23 protein-coding genes are annotated in these 22,319 nt (G+C 69.3%); all 23 read left to right on the forward strand.

Translation table 11 applies throughout. The annotated features are described in order from the left end of the window. Positions 1 to 22 precede the first annotated feature (22 nt). The 23 genes from pyrR to trpA all read left to right on the forward strand — a co-directional run bounded on the left by pyrR (position 23) and on the right by trpA (position 22,313). Positions 23 to 553: a bifunctional pyr operon transcriptional regulator/uracil phosphoribosyltransferase PyrR gene (gene pyrR, locus ACTJKH_RS03495; RefSeq protein WP_440735777.1), complete on the forward strand. Its 531-nt coding sequence runs from the start codon at positions 23 to 25 to the stop codon at positions 551 to 553. Next, positions 550 to 1,515, forward strand: coding sequence for an aspartate carbamoyltransferase catalytic subunit (locus ACTJKH_RS03500; protein WP_210097969.1), 966 nt, complete (start codon positions 550 to 552; stop codon positions 1,513 to 1,515). Before pyrR ends, ACTJKH_RS03500 begins: the two co-directional genes overlap by 4 nt. Beyond that, the gene (locus ACTJKH_RS03505) at positions 1,512 to 2,816 is read left to right on the forward strand and encodes a dihydroorotase (protein WP_440735778.1); all 1,305 of its coding nucleotides are present in this window, start codon (positions 1,512 to 1,514) and stop codon (positions 2,814 to 2,816) included. The genes ACTJKH_RS03500 and ACTJKH_RS03505 overlap by 4 nt, the downstream gene beginning before the upstream one ends. Next, the gene (locus tag ACTJKH_RS03510) at positions 2,813 to 3,349 is read left to right on the forward strand and encodes a PH-like domain-containing protein (protein WP_440735779.1); all 537 of its coding nucleotides are present in this window, start codon (positions 2,813 to 2,815) and stop codon (positions 3,347 to 3,349) included. The genes ACTJKH_RS03505 and ACTJKH_RS03510 overlap by 4 nt, the downstream gene beginning before the upstream one ends. Then, positions 3,346 to 4,491 carry a glutamine-hydrolyzing carbamoyl-phosphate synthase small subunit gene (carA, locus tag ACTJKH_RS03515; protein ID WP_440735780.1) on the forward strand — a complete coding sequence of 382 codons (1,146 nt, stop codon included), beginning with the start codon at positions 3,346 to 3,348 and terminating at the stop codon, positions 4,489 to 4,491. The genes ACTJKH_RS03510 and carA overlap by 4 nt, the downstream gene beginning before the upstream one ends. Next, complete coding sequence (gene carB / locus ACTJKH_RS03520) at positions 4,491 to 7,778, forward strand: carbamoyl-phosphate synthase large subunit (protein WP_440735781.1); 3,288 nt, start codon at positions 4,491 to 4,493, stop codon at positions 7,776 to 7,778. Before carA ends, carB begins: the two co-directional genes overlap by 1 nt. After that, positions 7,775 to 8,620 (forward strand): orotidine-5'-phosphate decarboxylase, encoded by an 846-nt coding sequence (gene pyrF, locus ACTJKH_RS03525; RefSeq protein WP_440735782.1) that lies wholly within the window; start codon positions 7,775 to 7,777, stop codon positions 8,618 to 8,620. Before carB ends, pyrF begins: the two co-directional genes overlap by 4 nt. After that, a complete protein-coding gene (gene gmk / locus ACTJKH_RS03530) occupies positions 8,613 to 9,521 on the forward strand; it encodes a guanylate kinase (RefSeq protein ID WP_440735783.1) in 909 nt (302 codons plus the stop codon). The genes pyrF and gmk overlap by 8 nt, the downstream gene beginning before the upstream one ends. Positions 9,522 to 9,586: 65 nt before the next feature. Then, a complete protein-coding gene (gene rpoZ / locus ACTJKH_RS03535) occupies positions 9,587 to 9,844 on the forward strand; it encodes a DNA-directed RNA polymerase subunit omega (RefSeq protein WP_042536631.1) in 258 nt (85 codons plus the stop codon). A 93-nt stretch (positions 9,845 to 9,937) separates the two neighbouring features. Then, on the forward strand, positions 9,938 to 11,131 hold the full coding sequence (metK, locus tag ACTJKH_RS03540; RefSeq protein WP_440735784.1) for a methionine adenosyltransferase: 1,194 nt from the start codon (positions 9,938 to 9,940) through the stop codon (positions 11,129 to 11,131). 38 nt (positions 11,132 to 11,169) lie between these two features. Further along, complete coding sequence (locus tag ACTJKH_RS03545; RefSeq protein ID WP_440735785.1) at positions 11,170 to 13,134, forward strand: primosomal protein N'; 1,965 nt, start codon at positions 11,170 to 11,172, stop codon at positions 13,132 to 13,134. A gap of 58 nt (positions 13,135 to 13,192) precedes the next feature. Continuing rightward, positions 13,193 to 14,113: a methionyl-tRNA formyltransferase gene (fmt, locus tag ACTJKH_RS03550; RefSeq protein WP_440735786.1), complete on the forward strand. Its 921-nt coding sequence runs from the start codon at positions 13,193 to 13,195 to the stop codon at positions 14,111 to 14,113. Then, positions 14,110 to 15,648: an RsmB/NOP family class I SAM-dependent RNA methyltransferase gene (locus ACTJKH_RS03555; RefSeq protein ID WP_440735787.1), complete on the forward strand. Its 1,539-nt coding sequence runs from the start codon at positions 14,110 to 14,112 to the stop codon at positions 15,646 to 15,648. The genes fmt and ACTJKH_RS03555 overlap by 4 nt, the downstream gene beginning before the upstream one ends. 4 nt (positions 15,649 to 15,652) lie before the next feature. Further along, a complete protein-coding gene (gene rpe / locus ACTJKH_RS03560; protein WP_307803591.1) occupies positions 15,653 to 16,333 on the forward strand; it encodes a ribulose-phosphate 3-epimerase in 681 nt (226 codons plus the stop codon). Continuing rightward, positions 16,330 to 16,593: a phosphoribosyl-ATP diphosphatase gene (locus ACTJKH_RS03565; RefSeq protein WP_056307688.1), complete on the forward strand. Its 264-nt coding sequence runs from the start codon at positions 16,330 to 16,332 to the stop codon at positions 16,591 to 16,593. The genes rpe and ACTJKH_RS03565 overlap by 4 nt, the downstream gene beginning before the upstream one ends. Before the next feature lie 38 nt (positions 16,594 to 16,631). Further along, positions 16,632 to 17,474, forward strand: a complete 843-nt coding sequence (gene hisG / locus ACTJKH_RS03570; protein ID WP_440735788.1) for an ATP phosphoribosyltransferase — start codon at positions 16,632 to 16,634, stop codon at positions 17,472 to 17,474. Next, complete coding sequence (gene hisF, locus ACTJKH_RS03575; protein WP_440735789.1) at positions 17,474 to 18,235, forward strand: imidazole glycerol phosphate synthase subunit HisF; 762 nt, start codon at positions 17,474 to 17,476, stop codon at positions 18,233 to 18,235. Before hisG ends, hisF begins: the two co-directional genes overlap by 1 nt. Next, the gene (gene hisI, locus ACTJKH_RS03580) at positions 18,232 to 18,591 is read left to right on the forward strand and encodes a phosphoribosyl-AMP cyclohydrolase (protein WP_259159021.1); all 360 of its coding nucleotides are present in this window, start codon (positions 18,232 to 18,234) and stop codon (positions 18,589 to 18,591) included. Before hisF ends, hisI begins: the two co-directional genes overlap by 4 nt. After that, positions 18,588 to 19,178 (forward strand): Trp biosynthesis-associated membrane protein, encoded by a 591-nt coding sequence (locus ACTJKH_RS03585; RefSeq protein ID WP_210097954.1) that lies wholly within the window; start codon positions 18,588 to 18,590, stop codon positions 19,176 to 19,178. The genes hisI and ACTJKH_RS03585 overlap by 4 nt, the downstream gene beginning before the upstream one ends. 48 nt (positions 19,179 to 19,226) lie before the next feature. Further along, positions 19,227 to 19,472, forward strand: a complete 246-nt coding sequence (locus tag ACTJKH_RS03590) for an HGxxPAAW family protein (RefSeq protein WP_210097953.1) — start codon at positions 19,227 to 19,229, stop codon at positions 19,470 to 19,472. Between the two features lie 2 nt (positions 19,473 to 19,474). After that, positions 19,475 to 20,245 carry an indole-3-glycerol phosphate synthase TrpC gene (gene trpC, locus ACTJKH_RS03595; RefSeq protein WP_210099178.1) on the forward strand — a complete coding sequence of 257 codons (771 nt, stop codon included), beginning with the start codon at positions 19,475 to 19,477 and terminating at the stop codon, positions 20,243 to 20,245. Beyond that, positions 20,245 to 21,513, forward strand: a complete 1,269-nt coding sequence (gene trpB, locus ACTJKH_RS03600) for a tryptophan synthase subunit beta (protein ID WP_210097952.1) — start codon at positions 20,245 to 20,247, stop codon at positions 21,511 to 21,513. The genes trpC and trpB overlap by 1 nt, the downstream gene beginning before the upstream one ends. Then, entirely contained in the window at positions 21,510 to 22,313 is an 804-nt protein-coding gene (gene trpA, locus ACTJKH_RS03605; RefSeq protein ID WP_440735790.1) for a tryptophan synthase subunit alpha, read from the forward strand. The genes trpB and trpA overlap by 4 nt, the downstream gene beginning before the upstream one ends. The last annotated feature ends 6 nt before the right edge of the window (positions 22,314 to 22,319 follow it).

The following is a 22,319-nucleotide window of genomic DNA, read 5'->3' on the forward strand; positions in this document are numbered from 1 at the left end:
GAGGCGGAGAAGGGAGCGGCTGATGAGTGCACGCACCGTTCTGCACGAAGCCGATATCTCGCGGGCTCTGACCCGCATCGCACACGAGATCCTCGAGTCGAACCGAGGGGCTGAGAACCTCGTCCTGCTGGGCATCCCGACCCGCGGCGTCACTCTCGCCCGTCGCCTCGCCACTGTCATCGGCGAGATCGCACAGACCGCTGTGCCGGTGGGAGCGCTCGACGTCACGATGTTCCGTGACGATCTCGCGAAGCACCCGACCCGGTCGCCGCGTCCGACGGACATCCCGGCCGGCGGCATCGACGGACGCACCGTGGTCCTGGTCGACGACGTGCTCTTCTCGGGACGCAGCATCCGTGCCGCTCTCGACGCGCTGCAGTCGATCGGGCGTCCCTCGATCGTGCGCCTCGCGATCCTCGTCGACCGCGGTCACCGCGAGCTGCCGATCCGCCCCGACTTCGTCGGCAAGAACATCCCCTCGTCCCGGCAGGAGCGCGTCAACGTGCGCCTCACCGAAGACGACGGCTCCGAAGAGGTGACGATCGAAGCATGAGACATCTCCTCGACACCCGTACTCTCGACCGCGAGACCGCACTGCGGATCCTCGACGTCGCCGAGGACATGTCCGACACGCAGTCGCGCGAGGTCAAGAAGCTCCCGACGCTCCGAGGCAAGACCGTCGTCAACCTCTTCTTCGAGGACTCCACGCGCACCCGCATCTCGTTCGAGGCTGCGGCGAAGCGTCTCTCGGCCGATGTGATCAACTTCGCGGCGAAGGGCTCCAGCGTCTCCAAGGGCGAGAGCCTGAAGGACACCGCTCAGACGCTGCAGGCGATGGGGGCGGATGCGGTCGTCATCCGCCATCCCGCCTCCGGTGCCCCACAGACCCTCGCCACGAGCGGGTGGATCTCGGCGGGCGTCGTCAACGCGGGCGACGGTACGCACGAGCATCCGACGCAGGCGCTCCTCGACGCCTTCACGATCCGCAAAAGACGGTTCGGCGCCGACAGCCGCGGTCGAGACCTCGCCGGGATCAGGGTCGTCATCGTCGGCGACGTGCTGCACTCGCGGGTCGCGCGCTCCAACGTCTGGCTGCTCTCGACGCTCGGTGCCGAGGTCACGCTGGTGTCCCCGCCGACACTGGTGCCGCAGAACGTCTCGCTCTGGCCGGCGAGGGTCGTCTACGACCTCGATCAGGCGCTGGCGGAAGGCCCGGATGCCGTGATGATGCTGCGTATCCAGCTCGAACGGATGAACGCCGCGTATTTCCCGACTGAGCGGGAGTATTCCAGACGATGGGGTCTTGACGCACTGCGGGTCGCAGGTCTTCCGGACGGTAGCATTGTGATGCACCCCGGACCCATGAACCGGGGTCTGGAGATCTCCTCCGAAGCCGCCGATTCCCCGCGCTCCACTGTGCTGGAACAGGTGACGAACGGAGTGTCCATCCGGATGGCAGTGCTGTACCTGCTTCTTGCAGGAGAACGAGACGACGAACGAGGGGGAGACCAGTGAGCGAGACCCTCGTCATCACCGGCGCACAGCTTCTCGGTGCGGAGAGCGCCGACATCATCGTGGAGAACGGTGTGATCGCCGAGATCGGCACCGGTCTCTCCCGCACGGGGGCCCGTGTCATCGACGCGGCGGGCCTCGTCGCACTTCCCGGTCTCGTCGATCTGCACACCCATCTTCGCGAACCGGGCTACGAGGCCTCCGAGACGATCCTCACCGGAACCCGCGCTGCGGCGGCCGGTGGGTTCACGGCCGTCTTCGCGATGCCGAACACCTCCCCGGTCGCCGACACGGCCGGAGTCGTCGAGCAGGAGCTCGCGCTGGGTGAGGCCGCAGGCTACGCGACGGTCCAGCCGATCGGCGCCGTCACGGTCGGTCAGAAGGGCGAGCGCCTCGCCGAGCTGGGCGCGATGGCGACGTCGCGCGCCCAGGTGCGCGTCTTCAGCGACGACGGATTCTGCGTCTTCGATCCGCTGATCATGCGCCGTGCGCTCGAGTACGTGAAGTCGTTCGACGGCGTCATCGCACAGCATGCGCAGGACCCGCGGCTCACCGAGGGCGCCCAGATGAACGAGGGCACCGTCTCGGCCGAGCTCGGACTCGCCGGGTGGCCGGCGGTCGCGGAGGAGTCGATCATCGCCCGTGATGTGCTCCTCGCCGAGCACGTGGGATCGCGTCTGCACGTCTGCCATCTCTCGACGGCCGGGTCGGTCGACATCATCCGCTGGGCCAAGAAGCGCGGCATCAACGTCACCGCCGAGGTGACCCCGCACCACCTGCTGCTGACCGACGAGCTGGTGCGCGGCTACGACGCCCGGTACAAGGTCAACCCGCCGCTCCGCCGCGAAGAGGATGTGCTCGCCGTGCGCGAGGGCCTCGCCGACGGCACGATCGACATCGTCGCGACCGACCATGCCCCGCACCCGAGCGAACACAAGGCGTGCGAGTGGCAGGCCGCCGCGAACGGAATGGTCGGGCTCGAGAGCGCACTGCGCGTCGTGCACCAGTCGATGGTGCAGACCGGCCTGATCGGCTGGGAGGACGTGGCTCGCGTGATGAGCGCCGCACCGGCACGCATCGGTCGCCTGTCGGGGCACGGCACCGCGCTCGAGGTCGGTGCGCCGGCACAGATCGCGCTGTACGACGCGTCGGTCGCAGGGGTCTTCACCGAGGCCGACCTGCACGGCCGCAGCGTGAACTCGCCCTACCTCGGACGCGACCTGCCCGGACGCGTCGAGTACACGGTGCACGGCGGCGTCCTCACCGTCGACGCCGGCGCCGTGGTCTCGGAGCTCCGGGCATGATCCCCAGGGATCTCGCGATCGCGCTGATGATCGCCCTGGCGGTCCTCGTGCTGCTCACGATGCTGTTCGCCTGGCGACGACGACTCCGACGCGACTCCGGTCTCACGGCGCCCCTCGGCGTTCCCGAGCACGCGCAGGTGCTCGACCGCCACGAGGTGCTGTACGTGTCGACGACCAAGCACGACCAGCCGCTCGAGCGCCTGACGCTGTCGCCGCTCGCGTACCGCGCCCGAGGAGAGGTCGCGGTCACCGACCGGGGACTCGCGCTCTGCCTCGACGGAGCACCGACGGTTTTCCTGGCCTCGGCCCGCCTGGCGAGCGTCGACCGCGCGACGGTCACGATCGATCGCGTCGTCGAGCCCGGTGGCCTCGTCCGCGTGGCCTGGAGCGCCGACGACGACACGATCGTCGACTCCTACCTCCGTCTCACCGACGGAGACCCCCAGAACTTCATCTCAGAACTGCAGCGACTCGTCCCCGCCTCCGGCGCCTCGGACGACACCGCTGCCCCCGACACAGGAGCAACGTCATGACAGCCCTCCCCGAACCCGCCGTCCTCGTCCTCGAAGACGGGACCCGTCACACCGGCCGCGCCTACGGCGCGCTGGGAACCACGATCGGTGAGGTCGTCTTCGCCACCGGCATGTCCGGCTACCAGGAGACGCTCACCGACCCGTCGTACGCCGGACAGATCGTCCTGCAGACGGCGCCGCACATCGGCAACACCGGCATGAACGACGAGGACCCGGAGTCCCGACGCATCTGGGTGGCCGGTTACATCGTGCGCGACCCCTCGCGCGTCGTCTCGAACTGGCGCGCGAACGCCTCACTCGACGAGGTGCTGGTGCAGGACGGCATCGTCGGCATCAGCGGTATCGACACCCGCTCGATCACGCGCCACATCCGGTCGGCCGGCTCCATGCGCGGCGGCATCTTCTCGGGTGAGGCCGCACGGCTCGACGAGGGGGAGCAGCTGCGCCTCGTGCGCGAGGCCCCGCAGATGGCCGGTCAGAACCTCTCGGCTCAGGTCTCTGTCGACGTCGCGACGGTGACGACCGCGATGGGGGAGAGGGTCGGCAATCTCGCGGTCCTCGACCTCGGCGTCAAGCAGGCCACGATCGACAACCTCGCAGCCCGCGGGTTCGAGGTGCACGTGCTGCCGCAGAACGTCACGATCGATGACATCCGATCGATCGATCCGGTCGCGGTCTTCTACTCGAACGGCCCCGGCGACCCGGCGGCCTCCGGTGACCACGTCGAGCTGCTGCGCGCAGTCCTCGACGACGGCCTTCCCTTCTTCGGCATCTGCTTCGGCAACCAGCTGCTCGGACGCGCGCTGGGCCTCGGCACCTACAAGCTGCCGTTCGGCCACCGCGGCATCAACCAGCCCGTGCTCGACAAGTCGACCGGTCGGGTCGAGATCACCGCGCACAACCACGGGTTCGCCGTGGACGCCCCGCTCGAGGGATCCTTCGACAGCCCGAACGGCTACGGCAAGGTAGAGGTCAGCCACGTCGGACTGAACGACAACGTGGTGGAGGGCCTGCGCGCCCTCGACATCCCCGCGTTCTCGGTGCAGTACCACCCCGAGGCGGCCGCAGGCCCGCACGACGCCAACTACCTCTTCGACCGGTTCCGCGACATGGTCATCGCCAGCAAGAAGGACGCCAAGTAATGCCCAAGCGCGACGACATCAACTCCGTTCTCGTCATCGGCTCCGGCCCGATCGTCATCGGTCAGGCCTGCGAGTTCGACTACTCCGGCACCCAGGCGTGCCGCGTCCTCCGCGAAGAGGGCGTCAGGGTCATCCTGGTCAACTCCAACCCGGCCACGATCATGACCGACCCCGACTTCGCCGACGCGACGTACATCGAGCCGATCACCTGGCAGGTCATCGAGACGATCATCGCCAAGGAGCGCCCCGACGCGATCCTGCCGACCCTCGGCGGTCAGACGGCGCTGAACGCCGCGATCGAGCTGCACAACCACGGCATCCTCGAGAAGTACGACGTCGAGCTGATCGGTGCGAGCTTCGAGGCGATCAACAAGGGCGAGGACCGGCAGATCTTCAAGCAGCTGGTGCTGGATGCCGGCGCAGACGTGGCGCGCAGCATCATCGCGCACACGATGGACGACCTGCTCGAGGGCGCCGCAGAGCTCGGCTACCCGCTCGTCGTGCGTCCGTCGTTCACGATGGGCGGTCTCGGTTCCGGGTTCGCGTACGACGAGGAGGACCTGCGCCGCATCGGCGGAGCCGGCCTGCGCGACTCGCCGACCACCGAGGTGCTCCTGGAGGAGTCCATCCTCGGCTGGAAGGAGTACGAGCTCGAGCTCATGCGCGACACGGCCGACAACACCGTGGTCGTCTGCTCGATCGAGAACGTCGACCCGGTCGGCGTGCACACGGGAGACTCGATCACCGTCGCCCCCGCGCTGACGCTGACCGACCGCGAGTACCAGAAGCTCCGCGACATCGGCATCGACATCATCCGCGCCGTCGGCGTCGACACCGGCGGCTGCAACATCCAGTTCGCCGTCGACCCGAGCAACGGCCGCATCATCGTGATCGAGATGAACCCGCGTGTCTCGCGGTCGAGCGCCTTGGCCTCGAAGGCCACCGGCTTCCCGATCGCGAAGCTCGCCGCCAAGCTCGCGCTCGGCTACCGCCTCGACGAGATCCCGAACGACATCACGGGCGTGACCCCGGCGAGCTTCGAGCCCACGCTCGACTACGTCGTCGTCAAGGTGCCCCGGTTCGCCTTCGAGAAGTTCCCCGCGGCGGATGCGACGCTCACCACCACCATGAAGTCGGTGGGTGAGGCGATGGCCATCGGCCGCAACTACGCCACCGCGCTGCAGAAGGCGCTGCGCTCGCTCGAGAAGCGCGGATCCAGCTTCCACTGGGGCGCGGAGGAGCGCTCGGTCGACGAGCTGCTCGAGATCTCGAAGGTGCCCACCGACGGACGCATCGTCACCCTGCAGCAGGCGCTGCGCAAGGGCGCGACCGTCGAGCAGGCATTCGAAGCCACCGCGATCGACCCGTGGTTCATCGATCAGATCGTGCTGATCAACGAGGTCGCCGAGATCGTGGCGAACGCCCCCGAGCTCGACGCCGCGACCCTCCGCTACGCGAAGGAGCACGGCTTCTCCGACGCGCAGATCGCCGAGCTGCGTGGCGAGAAGGAGGCCGAGATCCGCGGCATGCGCCACGGCCTCGGCATCCGTCCGGTCTACAAGACGGTCGACACGTGCGCGGGCGAGTTCCCGGCTCTCACGCCGTACCACTACTCGAGCTACGACTTCGAGACCGAGGTCGTGCCGTCCGAGCGCACCAAGGTCGTCATCATCGGATCCGGGCCGAACCGCATCGGTCAGGGCGTCGAGTTCGACTACTCCTGCGTGCACGCGTCGTTCGCGCTGTCGGACGCGGGCTTCGAGACCGTGATGGTCAACTGCAACCCCGAGACGGTCTCGACCGACTACGACACCTCGGACCGCCTGTACTTCGAGCCGCTGACCCTGGAGGACGTGCTCGAGGTGCTCGATGCGGAGGCCGCCAGCGGAACCATCCTGGGCGTCGTCTGCCAGCTCGGCGGACAGACCCCGCTGGGCCTGGCGAAGGGCATCGAGGCTGCCGGCTACACCGTGCTCGGCACCAGCCCCGCCGCCATCGACATCGCGGAGGAGCGCGAGCTCTTCTCGCAGCTGCTCGATTCGGCCGGCCTCATCGCCCCGCGTCACGGCACGGCGATCGACGCCGACGGTGCGGTCGCGGTCGCCGAGGAGATCGGCTACCCGGTCCTCGTGCGTCCGAGCTTCGTGCTCGGCGGACGCGGCATGGAGATCGTCTACAGCTCGGACTCGCTGCGCGAGTACTTCGTGCGCACGGCGGGAGAGGTCATCATCGAGGAGGGCAAGCCCCTTCTCGTCGACCGCTTCCTCGACGACGCGATCGAGCTCGACGTCGACGCTCTGTACGACGGCACCGACCTGTTCATCGGCGGCGTGATGGAGCACCTCGAAGAGGCCGGCATCCACTCCGGCGACTCGAGCTGCACGCTCCCGCCGGTCTCGCTCGGCCGTACCGACATCGACCGCGTGCGCGAGGCCACCCTCGCGATCGCCGAGGGCGTGGGCGTCCGCGGTCTGCTGAACGTGCAGTTCGCGATCAGCGCCGGAGTGCTCTACGTGATCGAGGCGAACCCCCGCGCCAGCCGTACGGTGCCGTTCGTCTCCAAGGCGCTGGGCATCCCGATGGCGAAGGCGGCGAGCCGTGTCATGACCGGTTCCACCATCGCCGAGCTGCGCGCCGAGGGCATGCTGCCCGAGCAGGACGGCTCGCGCGTGCCGCTCGACGCCCCGGTCTCGGTCAAGGAGGCCGTGCTGCCGTTCAAGCGGTTCCGCACCGCAGACGGCAAGACGGTCGACTCGATCCTCGGACCGGAGATGCGCTCGACGGGCGAGGTCATGGGCATCGACCGTGACTTCCCGACCGCGTTCGCGAAGAGCCAGGCTGCCGCGTACGGCGGCATGCCGACTTCGGGAACCGTGTTCATCTCGGTCGCCGATTCCGACAAGCGCGCGGTGATCCTGCCGGCGCACCGCCTCCAGCAGCTCGGATTCACGATCGTGGCCACCGAGGGCACTGCCGAGATCCTGTCGCGCAACGGCATCGCCGTGACCGTGGTCGAGAAGTTCAGCGAGACCCAGGAGTCGGGTGCGACGAACATCGTCGACCTGATCAACGAGGGTGCGATCGACATCGTCGTGAACACCCCCTCGGGTGGAGCGGCCCGTGCCGACGGCTACGAGATCCGCGCGGCCGCCGTCGCGGCTGACAAGGCGCTGTTCACCACGATGGCCGTCCTGGGCGCTGCGGTGAGCGGAATGGATGCGGCGCACGAGGGCTTCCAGGTGAAGAGCCTGCAGGAGTACGCCCTCGACCGACAGGCCGCTTTGTGAGCGCACGCTTCGGAGAGCGGATCCGTGACGCCCTGTCGGCGCACGGCCCGCTCTGCGTGGGCATCGACCCGCACGCGGCGCTCCTGAACTCCTGGGGGCTCACGGACGACGCACGCGGAGTCCGGGACTTCGGACTGCGGACCGTCGAGGCCGCCGCGGGCCGCGTCGGCGTCGTGAAGCCGCAGGTGTCGTTCTTCGAGCGGTTCGGTTCCGCCGGGGTCGCAGCGCTCGAAGACGTTCTCGCTGCAGCACGGGCCGCGGATCTGATCGTGATCGCCGACGCGAAGCGCGGCGACATCGGAACGACCATGGACGCGTACGCCGAGGCCTGGCTGACCCCGGGTTCTCCGCTGGAGGCGGATGCGCTCACGGTCAATCCTTTCCTCGGCGTCGGCGCCCTGGACGGCGCTTTCGCCCTGGCGCATCGGCACGACAAGGGCCTGTTCGTCCTCGCCGCGACCAGCAACCCCGAGGCTGAGGGACTCCAGCGCGCGGTCTCCGAGACCGGGCGCGCTGTGTCCGCCGACATCATCGCCGTGGTGTCGTCCCGCAACGCGGAGCACTCGGACACGGGGGAGTGGGGGAGCTTCGGCTTCGTCATCGGAGCCACGGTCGACTGGACGGATGCCGGTATCGCGGCCTTCGCACCGACCGCGCCGATCCTCGCACCCGGGTTCGGGACGCAGGGGGCGACCCCCGCCGACCTCCGCCACCGCTTCGGCACGATGAGCCACGCGGTCATCGCGAGCGAGAGCCGCAGCATCCTCTCGGCGGGACCCGCCGGTCTCGCCACCGCCATCGACGCCCGCGTCGCAGAGTACAGGGAGAGCACCCGTGGCTGAGTCCCGTCCGGTTCCCGAGGTCGATCGGGCCGCAGCGGCACGCAAGGCCGTGGAGCGTCGTCGCGCCCGCGCGTCGCTGAAGCGCGATCTGACCATGCGCGTCGTGACGCCGCAGGTCGTGCTCGAACGCGCGACCGCCGACCCCGACTCCGTCGAGGGGTCGATGCGGATCACCGACTTCCTCCTCGCCCTTCCTGCGATCGGCGCGGGGAAGCGCGACCGCATCCTCGATGAGCTGCACATCTCGCCGGTCAAGAGGCTGGGCGGTCTGGGCGTTCGTCAGCGAGTCGCACTCTCGCAGTGGCTCGACACGCGGTTCCCCGTGCTCGAACCGCGCGGTGCCCGGAGCCGTCTGCTCGTTCTCGCCGGGCCCACAGCCGTGGGCAAGGGGACGGTCGCCGCGCACATCCGCGAGCACAACCCCGAGATCCACCTCTCGGTGTCGGCGACGACCCGTGCCCCTCGCCCCGGCGAGATCGACGGCGTGCACTACTACTTCGTGGACGACGCGGAGTTCGATCGGCTGATCGCCGAGAACGAGCTCCTCGAGTACGCCGTCGTGCACAACCGGTCGCGCTACGGCACTCCGCGGGCACCGATCGACGCCGCTCTCGCCGACGGCAAGACCGTGCTGCTCGAGATCGATCTCCAGGGCGCACGTCAGGTACGGAAGGCCGAGCCCGCGGCGACGCTGATCTTCCTGCTGCCGCCGACGTGGGACGAACTGGTCCAGCGACTGGTCGGACGCGGCACCGAAGGCGCCGAGGAGAGGGCTCGCCGGCTGCGCACCGCGAAGGTCGAACTGGCCGCACAGAACGAGTTCGACCACCTCATCGTGAACGAGGACGTCGCCACCGCCGCCGCAGAGGTCGTAGAATTGTCTTCAAGCTCTGCGCGCTGAGCGTCTTCGCGCGCCCGGAGCAGCGTCTTCGCGACGATCCCGTCGCCTGATCAGGAGGTCCCACCATGGCCGGACACCACACCAACGGAATCATCGATCCCCCCATCGACAACCTGCTCGACCGTGTCGACTCCAAGTACGAGCTCGTGATCTACGCGGCCAAGCGCGCGCGTCAGATCAACGACTACTACTCCGACCTGCACGAGGGAAACCTCTTCGACAACGTGGGCCCGCTGGTCGACTCGTCGGTCGAGGACAAGCCCCTCACGATCGCTCTGCACGAGATCAACGAGGACAAGCTCCGCCTCCGTCACGCCGAGTGACGTCCGATGACCGCACCGCCGGCTGATGTCGGCGGTGCGGTCCATCATGGGAGCGACCCCCTTCTTACCGTCCGACCCCGTTCTGGAGCCCTGATGAGCGCCCTGCGTCTGTTCACGTCCGAGTCCGTCACCGAAGGGCACCCGGACAAGATCTGCGACCAGATCTCGGACAGCATCCTCGACGGGCTCATCGCGAAAGACCGGGATTCCCGGGTCGCCGTCGAGACTCTGGTCACCACAGGACTCGTGCATGTCGCGGGCGAGATCCGCACCGAGGCGTACGTCGACATCCCCACCATCGTCCGGCAGGTCGTCAACCGCATCGGCTACACGTCGAGCGAGACCGGCTTCGACGGCGACTCGTGCGGTGTCAGCATCTCGGTGGGTGAGCAGTCGACCGACATCGCGCACGGCGTCGACAACGCGCAGGAGCACCGCGACGGCGGATCGATCGATCCCTTCGACAGCCTCGGCGCGGGCGACCAGGGCATCATGTTCGGCTTCGCCACCAACGAGACGCCGCAGCTCATGCCGATGGCCGCCTGGACGGCGCACCGGATCGCCGAGCGGTTGACGGAAGCGCGACGCTCCGGCGCCTTGCCGTTCCTCCGACCCGACGGCAAGACGCAGGTCACGCTCGGCTACGACGGATTCACGCCGAAGACCGTCGACGCGATCGTCCTCTCGACCCAGCACCACCCCGACATCTCGCAGGACGACATCAAGGCGCAGGTCCGCGAGCATGTCATCGACCCGATCCTCGAGACGACCGGGCTCGACCTCGACGACATCACGTACTACATCAACCCGGCCGGGCCCTTCGTCACAGGCGGCCCGAAGGGCGATGCGGGCCTGACCGGACGCAAGATCATCATCGACACGTACGGTGGCGCCGCTCGGCACGGCGGAGGCGCGTTCAGCGGGAAGGACCCGTCGAAGGTCGACCGCTCGGGTGCGTACGCCACGCGCTGGGTGGCCAAGAACGCGGTCGCCGCGGGTCTCGCCGACCGGCTCGAGGTGCAGGTCGCCTATGCGATCGGCGTCGCACGCCCCGTCGGCCTGTACGTCGAGACGTTCGGCACCGGCAAGGTGTCCGACGAGGTCATCACCCGCGCCATCAGCGATGTGTTCGATCTTCGCCCGCAGGCGATCATCGAGCAGCTCGACCTGCTCCGCCCGATCTACGCGCAGACCGCTGCCTACGGACACTTCGGGCGCGAACTGCCGGAGTTCACCTGGGAGCGCACCGACCGCGCCGAAGAGCTGCGGCGCGCTGCCGGCCTCTGACGGGCCGGTGCCTGTTGTCCTCTGACGGGCAGAGCCTGTTGCCTTCTGACGCGCAGAGCAGACGCATCGCGCGCGTTCTCCTGGACTCGCCGCTTCCTCAGCTCGATCGCCTGTTCGATTACGCGTTGCCGGAAGAACTCGGCGATGTCGTGCCCGGAGTGCGGGTGCGCGTGCCGTTGCGCACGGCGGGGCGAGTGATCGACGGTTACGTGATCGAGCTCGACAGCGAAGACGATGCCGACAGACCCCTGTCCGAGGTCGACAGCGTCGTCTCGCCGGTCCCCGTGCTGCCCGACAGGCTCTACCGGCTCGCGCGGCGCGCCGCCGACCGTGCAGCGGGATCGGCATCCGATGTGCTCCGGCTCGTCATCCCGAAGAGACAGGTGCGCGTCGAGAAGGCGTGGAAAGCGGACTCGCCACGGGTCGTCTCGACCGAAGAGCAACTCGCGGGTTCGGCCGAGCTCGTCGCGTCGTACGACGGTCTCGAAGAGGTGCTGGAGAGCGGCGGACGAGCCGCCGTCGAAGCGATCCCCGTGCATCACGACGGGGCGCCGGGGTGGGCCGCTCTGCTGGCATCGTCGGCGGCCAGGATGCTCGCCGCCGGACAGTCGAGCATCCTGGTGGTGCCCGATCACCGCGACCTCGATCAGCTCCTCGCCGTACTCGCCACGTCCGTTCCCGCCGAAGCGGTCGCCCGGTACGACTCGAGGCAGACGAATCCCGACCGATACCGTTCGTTCCTCCGCTCACTGGAAGACGCACCGTGCATCGTCGTCGGCAATCGCTCGGCGGTGTACGCCCCTGTGCGCGCCGGACTCGTCGCGGTGTGGGACGACGGAGATCCGCTGCTCGGCGAGCCCCTCGCCCCGTACATCAATGCCAGGGACGCAGCGCTTCTGCGGCAGGAGCAGGAGAATTCGGCGCTCCTCTTCGTCGGCCACACGCGAACCACCGACGTCGAGCGACTGGTCGCACACGGCTGGTTGCACGATGTCAGGGCCGCGCGCCGGGTCCTGCCGCGGGTCGTGTTGAGCACACCTCAGGAGATGGACGCGCCCACCGCGCAGCGGATGCCGTCATCCGCGTTCCTCTCGGCTCGCAATGCCGCCGCAGAGGGACCCGTGCTGGTGCAGGTCTCCCGCCCCGGGTTCTCGCCTTCGCTGGTCTGCGCCGAGTGCCGGGCTCCTGCCCGTTGCGCCCATTGCGGTGGCCCTCTGGGGGCGAAGCATCGCGGTGCCGTCCCCGTCTGCGCCTGGTGCGGGCGCGGTGCGCGGGTCTGGGCCTGCCCTGCGTGCTCGTCAACGAAGCTGCGCCTCGCCTCGTCGGGCAGTGAGCGCACAGCCGATGAGCTGGGCAAGGCGTTCCCCGGCATCCGCGTGATCGTGGCCGACAGCGCACACCCGGTGGAGTACGTCACGGACAAGCCGTCCCTCATCGTCGCGACCCGTGGCGCGGAGCCGCTGGCCGAGGGCGGCTACCGAGCGGTCGTCCTGCTCGACGGGCCGCGGATGCTGCAGGCGCCCGACCTCCGCATCGGAGAGGCGTGCCTGCGCTGGTGGTCCAACGCCGCAGCTCTCGCGGCTCCCGGTGCCCCGATCCACCTCGTCGGGGTCGACGGCTCCATCGCGAGGGCACTCGCCACGTGGAACCAGTCCGGATATGCGAGGTCGGAGTTGGCGGAACGCGCACCGCTGCACATGCCCCCGGCGGCGCGCGTGGCGCTGGTCGAAGGTTCCGCGTCAGCGGTCGGCAGGGCCCTCGCGGCTCTGCAGGAACTCGCGCTGCCGTCGGACGCCGTGCTCGGACCGGTGCCGGTCGATTCCGAGGACTACCCGCCCCGCGTCCGCGCCCTCGTGCGCTTCGACTACGGAGCCGGGGCCAAGGTCGCGACGACGCTCCGTGCCGCGGTCGTCGCCGAAGCCGTCAGCGCTCGTCGAGGCAAGGGCAAGTCGACGCGCATCGCGCTCTCGGTTCGGCTCGATATCCTCGACCCAGAGCTCTGATCGCGAAGAACCCTCAGCACTCACCCGATCCACCACCGCATCCCTCCGGAGCACCTTCATGCGTCTCGTCTTCGCCGGCACACCGTCGGCCGCCGTTCCCACCCTCCGTCGCCTCGCGACCGAGCACGACGTCATCGCGGTCGTCACTCGGCCTGATGCGCCGCTGGGCCGCAAACGCGTGCTGACGCCATCGCCGGTCGCCCAGGCGGCGACCGAACTGGGTCTGCCGGTGATCAAGGCCGCACGGCTCGATGCGGAGGCGACAGAGGCGATCGCCGGGCTCGGCACCGAGCTGGGAGTGATCGTCGCGTACGGGGGATTGGTCCGCGAGCCGCTGCTCTCGACCCCGGCGAAGGGCTGGATCAACCTCCATTTCTCGCTCCTGCCGCAGTGGCGAGGCGCCGCACCGGTGCAGAGAGCGCTGATCGCGGGTGATGAGCAGCTGGGCGCGAGCGTCTTCCAGCTCGTGCCTGCGCTCGATGCGGGCGATGTCTTCGCCACGCGCGTCGTCGACGTCGCCCCGGACGCGACCGCCGATGCGGCGCTCGAGACTCTCGCGGTCGACGGTGCTGATCTGATGTCAGAGGTGGTCGCGGCGATCGCCGACGGCAGTGCCCGACCGGTGCCGCAGGACGGCGAGCCGACACTCGCGCCGAAGCTCACCCTCGACGACGGGCTGCTCGACTGGGCCCAACCGCTCGGAGCGGTGTACGCGCGATTCCGCGGAGTCACGCCTGAGCCCGGCGCCCACACGACCGTCGACGGTCTGCGACTCAAGATCCTCGCAGCGCTGCCCGGAGATGACGGTGCCGAACTGGAACCCGGCGAGATCGTCGCGACGAAGTCGGCGCTGCTCATCGGGACCGGATCCGCACCGCTGTCGGTCACGCGGGTGCAGCCCGCAGGGAAGGGCGCCATGAACGCTGTCGACTGGTGGCGTGGTCAGCGCGACACCGAGAAGGTGAGGGCCGGAGCATGAGCGGCGAGCAGGGCGAGCGTCGTCGCCGTACCGGAGAACCCCGTGGCCGCTCGCAGGGGCGTCGCGATCCTGCGTCCGGCCGACGAGGTGCGTCCGGGGGAGAGCGGCAGCAGCGCGGCCCGCAGCGCACCGTGCAGCCGGCCAGGAGGGTCGCATACGACGTACTCCGCGCCGTGTCGGAGTCCGAGGCGTACGCCAACCTGATCCTGCCCCCGGCCATCGCGGAGGCGGGCCTCAACCCGCAGGATGCGGCGCTGGCCACCGAACTCGCGTACGGCACACTGCGGCGCCGAGGCACGTACGATGCGATCATCTCGGCGGCGGCCGACCGGCCCGCCGACGAGATCGATCCGGCTGTGCTCGACGCTCTGCGGCTCGCGACACATCAACTGCTCGCCACCCGGGTCGCTTCGCACGCCGCGGTGAACGAGTCCGTGAACCTCGTCGCGATGGCACAGGGGCGGGGAGCGTCGAGCTTCGCGAACGCCGTGCTGCGCCGGATCACCCGGGAGACTCCGGAGGAATGGGAGAGGCGAATCGAGGACTCGGCGCGCTCCGACGATGAGAGGCTCGCCCTGCGCTCGGCCCACCCGGTGTGGGTCATCCGTGCTCTCCGCCGCGCTCTCGCGGCGGAGGGACGCGCGGATGAGCTCGACGATCTCCTCGACGCTGACAACGCCTCGCCCGAGGTGACGCTGGTCGCGCTCCCCGGCCTCGCGGAGCCGGGAGAGCCACGTCGTCCGTATGCGCCGACGGCGTACGGCTCGCCGGGCGGAGACCCGCACCGCGTGATCGCCGCATCCGGCGGCACCGTGCGCGTCCAGGACGAGGGGTCGCAGCTCGTCGCACTCGCGCTGGCCGAAGCCGCACCGATCTCGGAGGGCGAGCGGTGGCTCGACCTCTGCGCCGGCCCCGGAGGCAAGACGGCGCTGCTCGCAGCGGTCGCCGGCCCGCATCATGTGACGCTCGAGGCCAATGAGGTGGTGCCGACACGAGCTCGTCTCGTGCGCAACGCCCTGCGCGCCGTGCCCGGGGAGATCGTCGTCCATGAGGAGGACGGGCGGACCTTCGGCGCCTCGCACAGCGGCATGTTCGATCGCATCCTGGTCGATGCCCCCTGCACCGGCCTCGGTGCGCTCAGGCGGCGTCCTGAGGCCCGCTGGCGCAAGTCCCCGGCCGACGTCGCCGAGCTCGCGCCGCTGCAGGTCGAACTGCTGTCCTCAGCGCTCGACGCGCTCGCGCCCGGTGGCATCGTCGCCTACGCGACCTGCTCACCGCATCTCGCCGAGACGACGGGTGTCGTGCAGGAGGTCCTGCGCGGACGCACCGACATCACTGAGCTCGACGCACGTGCGGTGGTCGCACGGGTCGCGGATTCGCCGATCGACCTCGCAGACGACGGCTCGGGTCGGGTCCAGCTCTGGCCGCATCGCCATGGCACGGACGCGATGTTCCTCGCGCTCCTGCAGCGGGACACGACTGACACGCTCGCCGCGCCCGACAAGCGCAGCGCACGCGCCGACGAAGGAGAATAGACACGTGGAACTCCCGGGCGCACCGCGCATCAACCCCAGCATCCTCGCCGCCGACTTCGTCAACATGCAGCGGGACCTCGCGAAGATCGCGTCGGCCGACTTCGCGCATGTCGACGTCATGGACAACCATTTCGTGCCGAACCTCACCTTCGGCACCCAGATGGTCGAACGGATCCAGGCGACGAGCCCGATCCCACTCGACGTGCATCTGATGATCACGGACCCCGAGCGCTGGGCGCCCGCATACGCAGAGCTCGGTGCCGCGAGCGTGACGTTCCATCTCGAGGCCGCAGCCGACCCGATCTCCCTCGCCCGCACGCTTCGCAGCATCGGCGCTCGAGCCGGCGTCGCGATCAAGCCCGACACCCCTGCCGAGGGCCTGTACAGCGTGCTCGAGGAGTTCGATCAGATCCTCGTCATGACGGTGGAGCCCGGGTTCGGCGGTCAGGGGTTCATGCCCGAGACGATGCCGAAGCTGCGCGCTCTCGCGGATGAGGCCAAGCGCCGCGGCTCGAACGTCTGGCTCCAGGTCGATGGCGGCATCTCGGATGCGACGATCGAGGCGGCCGCTGCCGCCGGGGCGGACACCTTCGTCGCGGGATCCGCCGTGTACGGCGCCGAGGACGTCGAAGCGGCCGTCACTCGGCTCAGGGACCGCGCCAGAGCCGCTAGCCTGGAATCGTGAAGACTTTCGACGAGCTGTTCGCCGAGCTCAGCCTCAAGGCCGAGACCCGACCCGAAGGATCGGGGACGGTCGCAGAGCTCGATGGCGGCGTGCACACGATCGGCAAGAAGATCGTCGAAGAGGCCGCCGAGGTATGGATGGCCTCCGAGTACGAATCCGACGAGGCCGCGGCCGAGGAGATCTCGCAGCTGCTGTACCACGTGCAGGTGATGATGATCGCGAAGGGCCTGAGCCTGCAGGACGTCTACCGACATCTGTGAAGCGCTCCGCCCCACTCGCTTCGATCTGAAGGCATCCCATGCTGCGCATTGCTGTTCCCAACAAGGGCTCTCTCTCCGAGACGGCCGCCGACATGCTCGCGGAGGCCGGCTACGCCGGTCGTCGTGACCCCAAGACCCTCCACGTCGTCGACACCGACAACGACGTCGAGTTCTTCTACCTCCGTCCGAAGGACATCGCCACCTACGTCGGCTCCGGTGCCATCGACGTCGGCATCACGGGCCGTGACCTCCTGCTCGACGCCCGGATGCCGGGAGCGCGCGAGATCGAGGCGCTCGGCTTCGCCGGTTCGACCTTCCGATTCGCTGCGCCCGCCGGCCGCTACACCGAGGTCTCCGAGCTCGACGGTCTCCGCATCGCGACCTCGTACCCGGGGCTGGTGGACGCGTTCCTCGACGAGCGCGGCATCGCGGTCGATCTCGTGCCGCTCGACGGTGCCGTGGAATCCGCCGTGCGCCTCGGCGTGGCCGATGCCGTCGCGGACGTCGTCGAGACGGGTACGACACTGCGTCAGGCAGGCCTCGACGTCTTCGGTCCCGTGATCCTGCAGTCCGAGGCCGTGCTGATCGCCGGCCCACAGGATGCCGACGGGTCGGAGACGCTTCTGCGTCGCCTGCGCGGCGTGATGGTCGCCCGACGATTCGTGATGATCGACTACGACCTGCCTCTGGCGCTGCTCGACGACGCGGTGAAGATCGCCGGCGGCATCGAGTCGCCGACCGTCTCGCCGCTGCGGGATCCCGAATGGGTGGCTGTCCGCGTGATGGTGGCGCGGGCACGGGTGAACCCCGTGATGGACGCGCTGTACGCGCTCGGCGCCCGGGCGATCCTCGTGACGGCGATCCACAACGCGAGGCTCTGATGACGCTCGCGAGCCGGGTCATCCCGTGTCTGGACGTCGCCGACGGCCGCGTCGTCAAGGGAGTGAACTTCGAGAACCTCCGCGACATGGGCGACCCTGTCGAACTCGCGCGCCACTATGCGGCGCAGGGTGCGGATGAGATCACTTTTCTCGACGTCACCGCGACCGTCGACGCCCGCGCGACGACCTACGACGTCGTGCAGCGCACTGCGGAGCAGGTCTTCGTGCCGCTCACCGTCGGCGGGGGAGTCCGCAGCGTCGACGACGTCGCGCGGCTGCTCTCGGTCGGCGCCGACAAGGTCGGGGTCAACTCCGCCGCCATCGCGCGACCCGAGCTGATCGGTGAGATCGCCGACCGGTTCGGCGCGCAGGTCCTCGTCCTCTCGCTCGACGTCAAGCGCGCGGACACCACCGCGTCCGGTTTCGTCGTCACCACACACGGTGGGCGCACGCAGACGACCCTCGATGCCCTCGACTGGGCGCGAGAGGCAGCCGAGCGCGGTGCCGGAGAGCTGCTCGTCAACTCGATCGATGCGGACGGCACGCGCGACGGCTTCGATCTCGAACTGGTGAAGCTCATGCGCGAGGCGGCGTCCGTGCCGGTCATCGCCTCGGGCGGTGCAGGCAAGGCATCCGACTTCGCTCCGGCGATCAAGGCGGGGGCGGATGCGGTGCTCGCTGCGAGCGTGTTCCACACGGGTGCTCTCACCGTCGGGGACGTGAAGGACGCGCTGCGCGCAGAAGGAGTGCTGGTCCGATGACCGACATCGAGGAGCGGATCGCTCAGGTCGCGTTCAACGCAGACGGGCTCGCGCCGGTCATCGTGCAGCAGTGGGACACCGCTGAGGTGCTCATGCTCGCGTGGGTGGATGCCGAGGCACTGCGTCGGACCCTGACGACGGGGCGCGCCGTGTACTGGTCGCGCTCTCGGCAGGAGTACTGGCGAAAGGGCGACACCTCCGGCCACATCCAGGTCGTGCACGAGGCACGCCTCGACTGCGACGGTGACGCGATCCTGCTCCGTGTCGACCAGACCGGGCCCGCCTGCCACACCGGGACACGCACCTGCTTCGACTCGAACGACCTCGAAGCCGTCGAAGGAGGCGCATCCTCGTGACGTTCGCCCGCCGAGGACGCTCCCTCGCGGTCTCCGGTTTCCTCCTGTCCGGAGCAGTCGGGATCATCTCGTCGACCCAGACGTGGCTGACCGTCGAGCGCGCGGATGCCGGAGAGGCGATCCTGGTTCCGGGAGCCTCCGCGCTGCCGCTGCTCGCGCCCCTGAGTCTCGCCGTGCTGGCGCTCGGCATCGCCCTGTCGATCGTCGGCCCTGTGCTCCGGCTGTTCTTCGGCGTGCTCGGCGCTGCCAGCGCCCTGTTCCTCGGGTGGACGACCTTCCAGCTGCTGCTCTCCGAACCGTTGAGCGCCGTCGGACCGACCGTGACCGAGACCACCGGACTCGCGGGAAGCTCGGCGATCGCCGACGTCGTCGCGGGGATCGAGCTCTCGGCCTGGCCGGTCATGACGCTGATCGGGTGGATCGTGCTGCTGGCCGCCTCGCTCGTGGTCCTGTTCACCTGGCGTCGATGGAAGACGGGCGGACGCCGCTACCGCACCGATGCCGCGCACGTCGAGGCCGCCGCAGGCCCTGTGGATGCGATCGATTCGTGGGACGACCTGTCTCGCGGAACCGACCCCACACGATGACCCCGATAGACTTGAACCGACCCACCACGTCGTCCCCCGGAGGAGACCATGACCAACCCGATCGCTGACCCCGGCCACGGACACTCGCCGGCAGCATGGACCGCCGTGATCATCATGCTCGCGGGCTTCACGATCGGCACGCTGGCGTTCTGCCTCGCCGAGTTCAGCCCCGTGTGGGTCGCCCTGATCTGGGTCGGCGCCGCCATCGTCCCGATCGGCGCGCTCGTGGGCTGGCTGCTCGCCAGGGCCGGATACGGCGTGAAGGGCCCCAAGTACTCGCCGAAGGCGCACTAATGGTGCTCGCCGACCTCACGGCCGGCGCAGTCGCTGACGCAGAACGTCGCGCGCTCACCCGGCCCCTGGCCGACGTGGAGCGCGATGCTCTCGCGCGCCCTGCGGCCAAGGACGCCCTCGCGTTCCTCGCGCCTGCCGATCGCGTCAAGATCATCGCCGAGGTCAAGCGCGCGAGCCCGTCTCGCGGTGCCCTCGCCGAGATCCCGGATCCTGCGCTGCAGGCCTCGCTCTACGAGACGGGGGGAGCCTCGGCGATCAGCGTCCTCACGGAGGAGCGCCGCTTCGGCGGCAGCCTGGCCGATCTCGAGGCCGTCACCTCCCGCGTCTCCCTTCCCGTGCTCCGCAAGGACTTCATCGCCAACCGCTACCAGGTGCTCGAAGCACGTGCCGCGGGTGCCGACCTCGTCCTGCTGATCGTCGCCGGACTCGAGCGCTCCGTGCTGGAGGACCTGTTCGGCTTCATCACGGAGCTCGGCATGACCCCTCTGGTCGAAACCCACTCGGCCGACGAGCTCGAGGTCGCGATCGACCTCGGTGCGCCTCTGATCGGGGTCAACGCTCGCGACCTGAAGACCCTCGAGCTCGATCGCGACCTGTTCGGTCGACTGGTCGAGCGCATCCCCGACTCGGCCGTCAAGATCGCCGAGTCCGCGGTGCTCACCCCTGCAGACGTCACGCACTACCGCTCGGCGGGTGCGGACGTCGTCCTGATCGGGGAGGCGCTCGTCACGGGCGACCCGGTCGCCACTCTCAAGAGCTTCCTGGAGGCGTGATGAGCCTGCGTGATCAGCACGGGCCACTGTTCGGCGACTACGGCGGGCGGTACATGCCCGAATCGCTGATCGCAGCGATCGATGAGCTGTCCGCGGCGTACGCCGACGCGATCGTCGATCCCGCCTTCCGCTCCGAGCTGGCATCGCTGCTCAGCTCCTACGCCGGGCGTCCGTCGCCGCTGACCGAGGTCGCGCGGTTCGCCGAGCACGCCGGCGGCGCGCGCGTGTACCTCAAGCGCGAGGACCTGAATCACACCGGCTCACACAAGATCAACAACGTGCTGGGGCAGGCGCTGCTGACGAAGCGTCTTGGCAAGACACGCGTGATCGCCGAGACCGGCGCGGGCCAGCACGGCGTCGCCACCGCGACCGCCGCAGCCCTCTTCGGCCTCGACTGCACGATCTACATGGGCGAGGTCGACACCGAGCGCCAGGCGCTGAACGTCGCCCGGATGCGGCTGCTCGGTGCCGAGGTCGTCGCCGTGACCTCCGGCTCGCGCACGCTCAAGGACGCGATCAACGACGCGTACCGTGACTGGGTCGCCACCGTCGAGACCACCAACTACATCTTCGGCACCGCCGCGGGCCCGCATCCGTTCCCCGCCATGGTGCGCGACTTCCAGAAGATCATCGGCGAGGAGGCCCGCCAGCAGCTTCTCGACGAGGTCGGCCGCCTCCCCGACGCCGTCGTCGCGTGCGTCGGCGGAGGATCGAACGCCATCGGCATGTTCGACGCCTTCCTCGATGACGAGGGCGTGAAGCTGTACGGCGTCGAGGCGGCAGGCGACGGAGTCGACACGCCCCGTCACGCCGCGTCCATCGAACGCGGTCGCCCCGGCATCCTGCACGGCGCGAAGACCTACGTCCTGCAGGACGAGGACGGGCAGACCGTCGAGTCGCACTCGATCTCGGCAGGACTCGACTACCCGGGGGTCGGACCCGAGCACTCGTGGCTCGCCGACATCGGCCGCGCCGAGTACATCCCGGCGACCGATGACGAGGCGATGCAGGCGCTGCGTCTGCTGAGTCGCACCGAGGGCATCATCCCGGCGATCGAATCCGCGCATGCTCTCGCGGGAGCCCTGCGCCTCGGACGCGAGCTCGGCCCGGATGCCGTGATCGCGATCTGCCTCTCGGGCCGCGGCGACAAAGACATGGACACCGCTGCACGCTACTTCGACCTCTACGACGCCGAGGCGCTCGCGCACGACGTCGCCCAGGAGACCGCAGCCGAAGACGCAGCCTCGAAGGGGGAGCCCGAGCTATGAGCCGCGTCGAACAGGCGATCGCCGCAGCCCACGCGGCGGGTCGCAGCGCCTTCGTCGGATACCTCCCGGTCGGCTTCCCCGACCTCGAGACGAGCATCCAGGCCGCGATCGCCCTCGCCGAGAACGGCGTCGACATCATCGAGCTCGGCCCGCCGTACAGCGACCCGGTGATGGACGGTGCGGTGATCCAGGAGGCGACGACCGCCGCGCTCGCGAACGGGTTCAAGATGAAGGACCTCTTCACCGCGATCCGTGCGATCACAGCCGCCACCGATGTCCCCGTGCTGGTCATGACCTACTGGAACCCCGTCTTCCAGTACGGCGTCGACCGCTATGCCGACGACCTGCTGGCAGCGGGAGGCGCAGGGCTCATCACCCCCGACATCACGCCCGACGTCGCAGGGGAGTGGATCGCCGCGAGCGAGCGGACCGGCCTCGACCGCGTCTTCCTCGCAGCCCCCACGTCGACCGATGAGCGCCTCGAGCTCGTGGTGAAGTCGTCGACCGGATTCGTCTACACCGTGTCGACCATGGGCATCACCGGAGAACGCACCGAACTCGACCGTGCGGCGCGCACACTGGTCGGGCGCCTGCGCGAGCACGGCAGCATCCGAGCCTGCGTGGGCATCGGCATCTCGACCGCCGAGCAGATCGCCGGCGTGTCCGAGTACGCCGACGGCGCGATCGTCGGCACCGCACTCGTCCGCGCCCTGCGCGACGGCGGCATCCCCGCCCTCGCCGAGGTCACCCGAAACCTGGCCGTCGGCACGTCGTCGTCGCGCCCCGCACACGAGAACTAGAATCGC

It is taken from the genome of Microbacterium sp. 22215, assembly GCF_052045655.1.
Lineage (GTDB): Bacteria > Actinomycetota > Actinomycetes > Actinomycetales > Microbacteriaceae > Microbacterium > Microbacterium phyllosphaerae.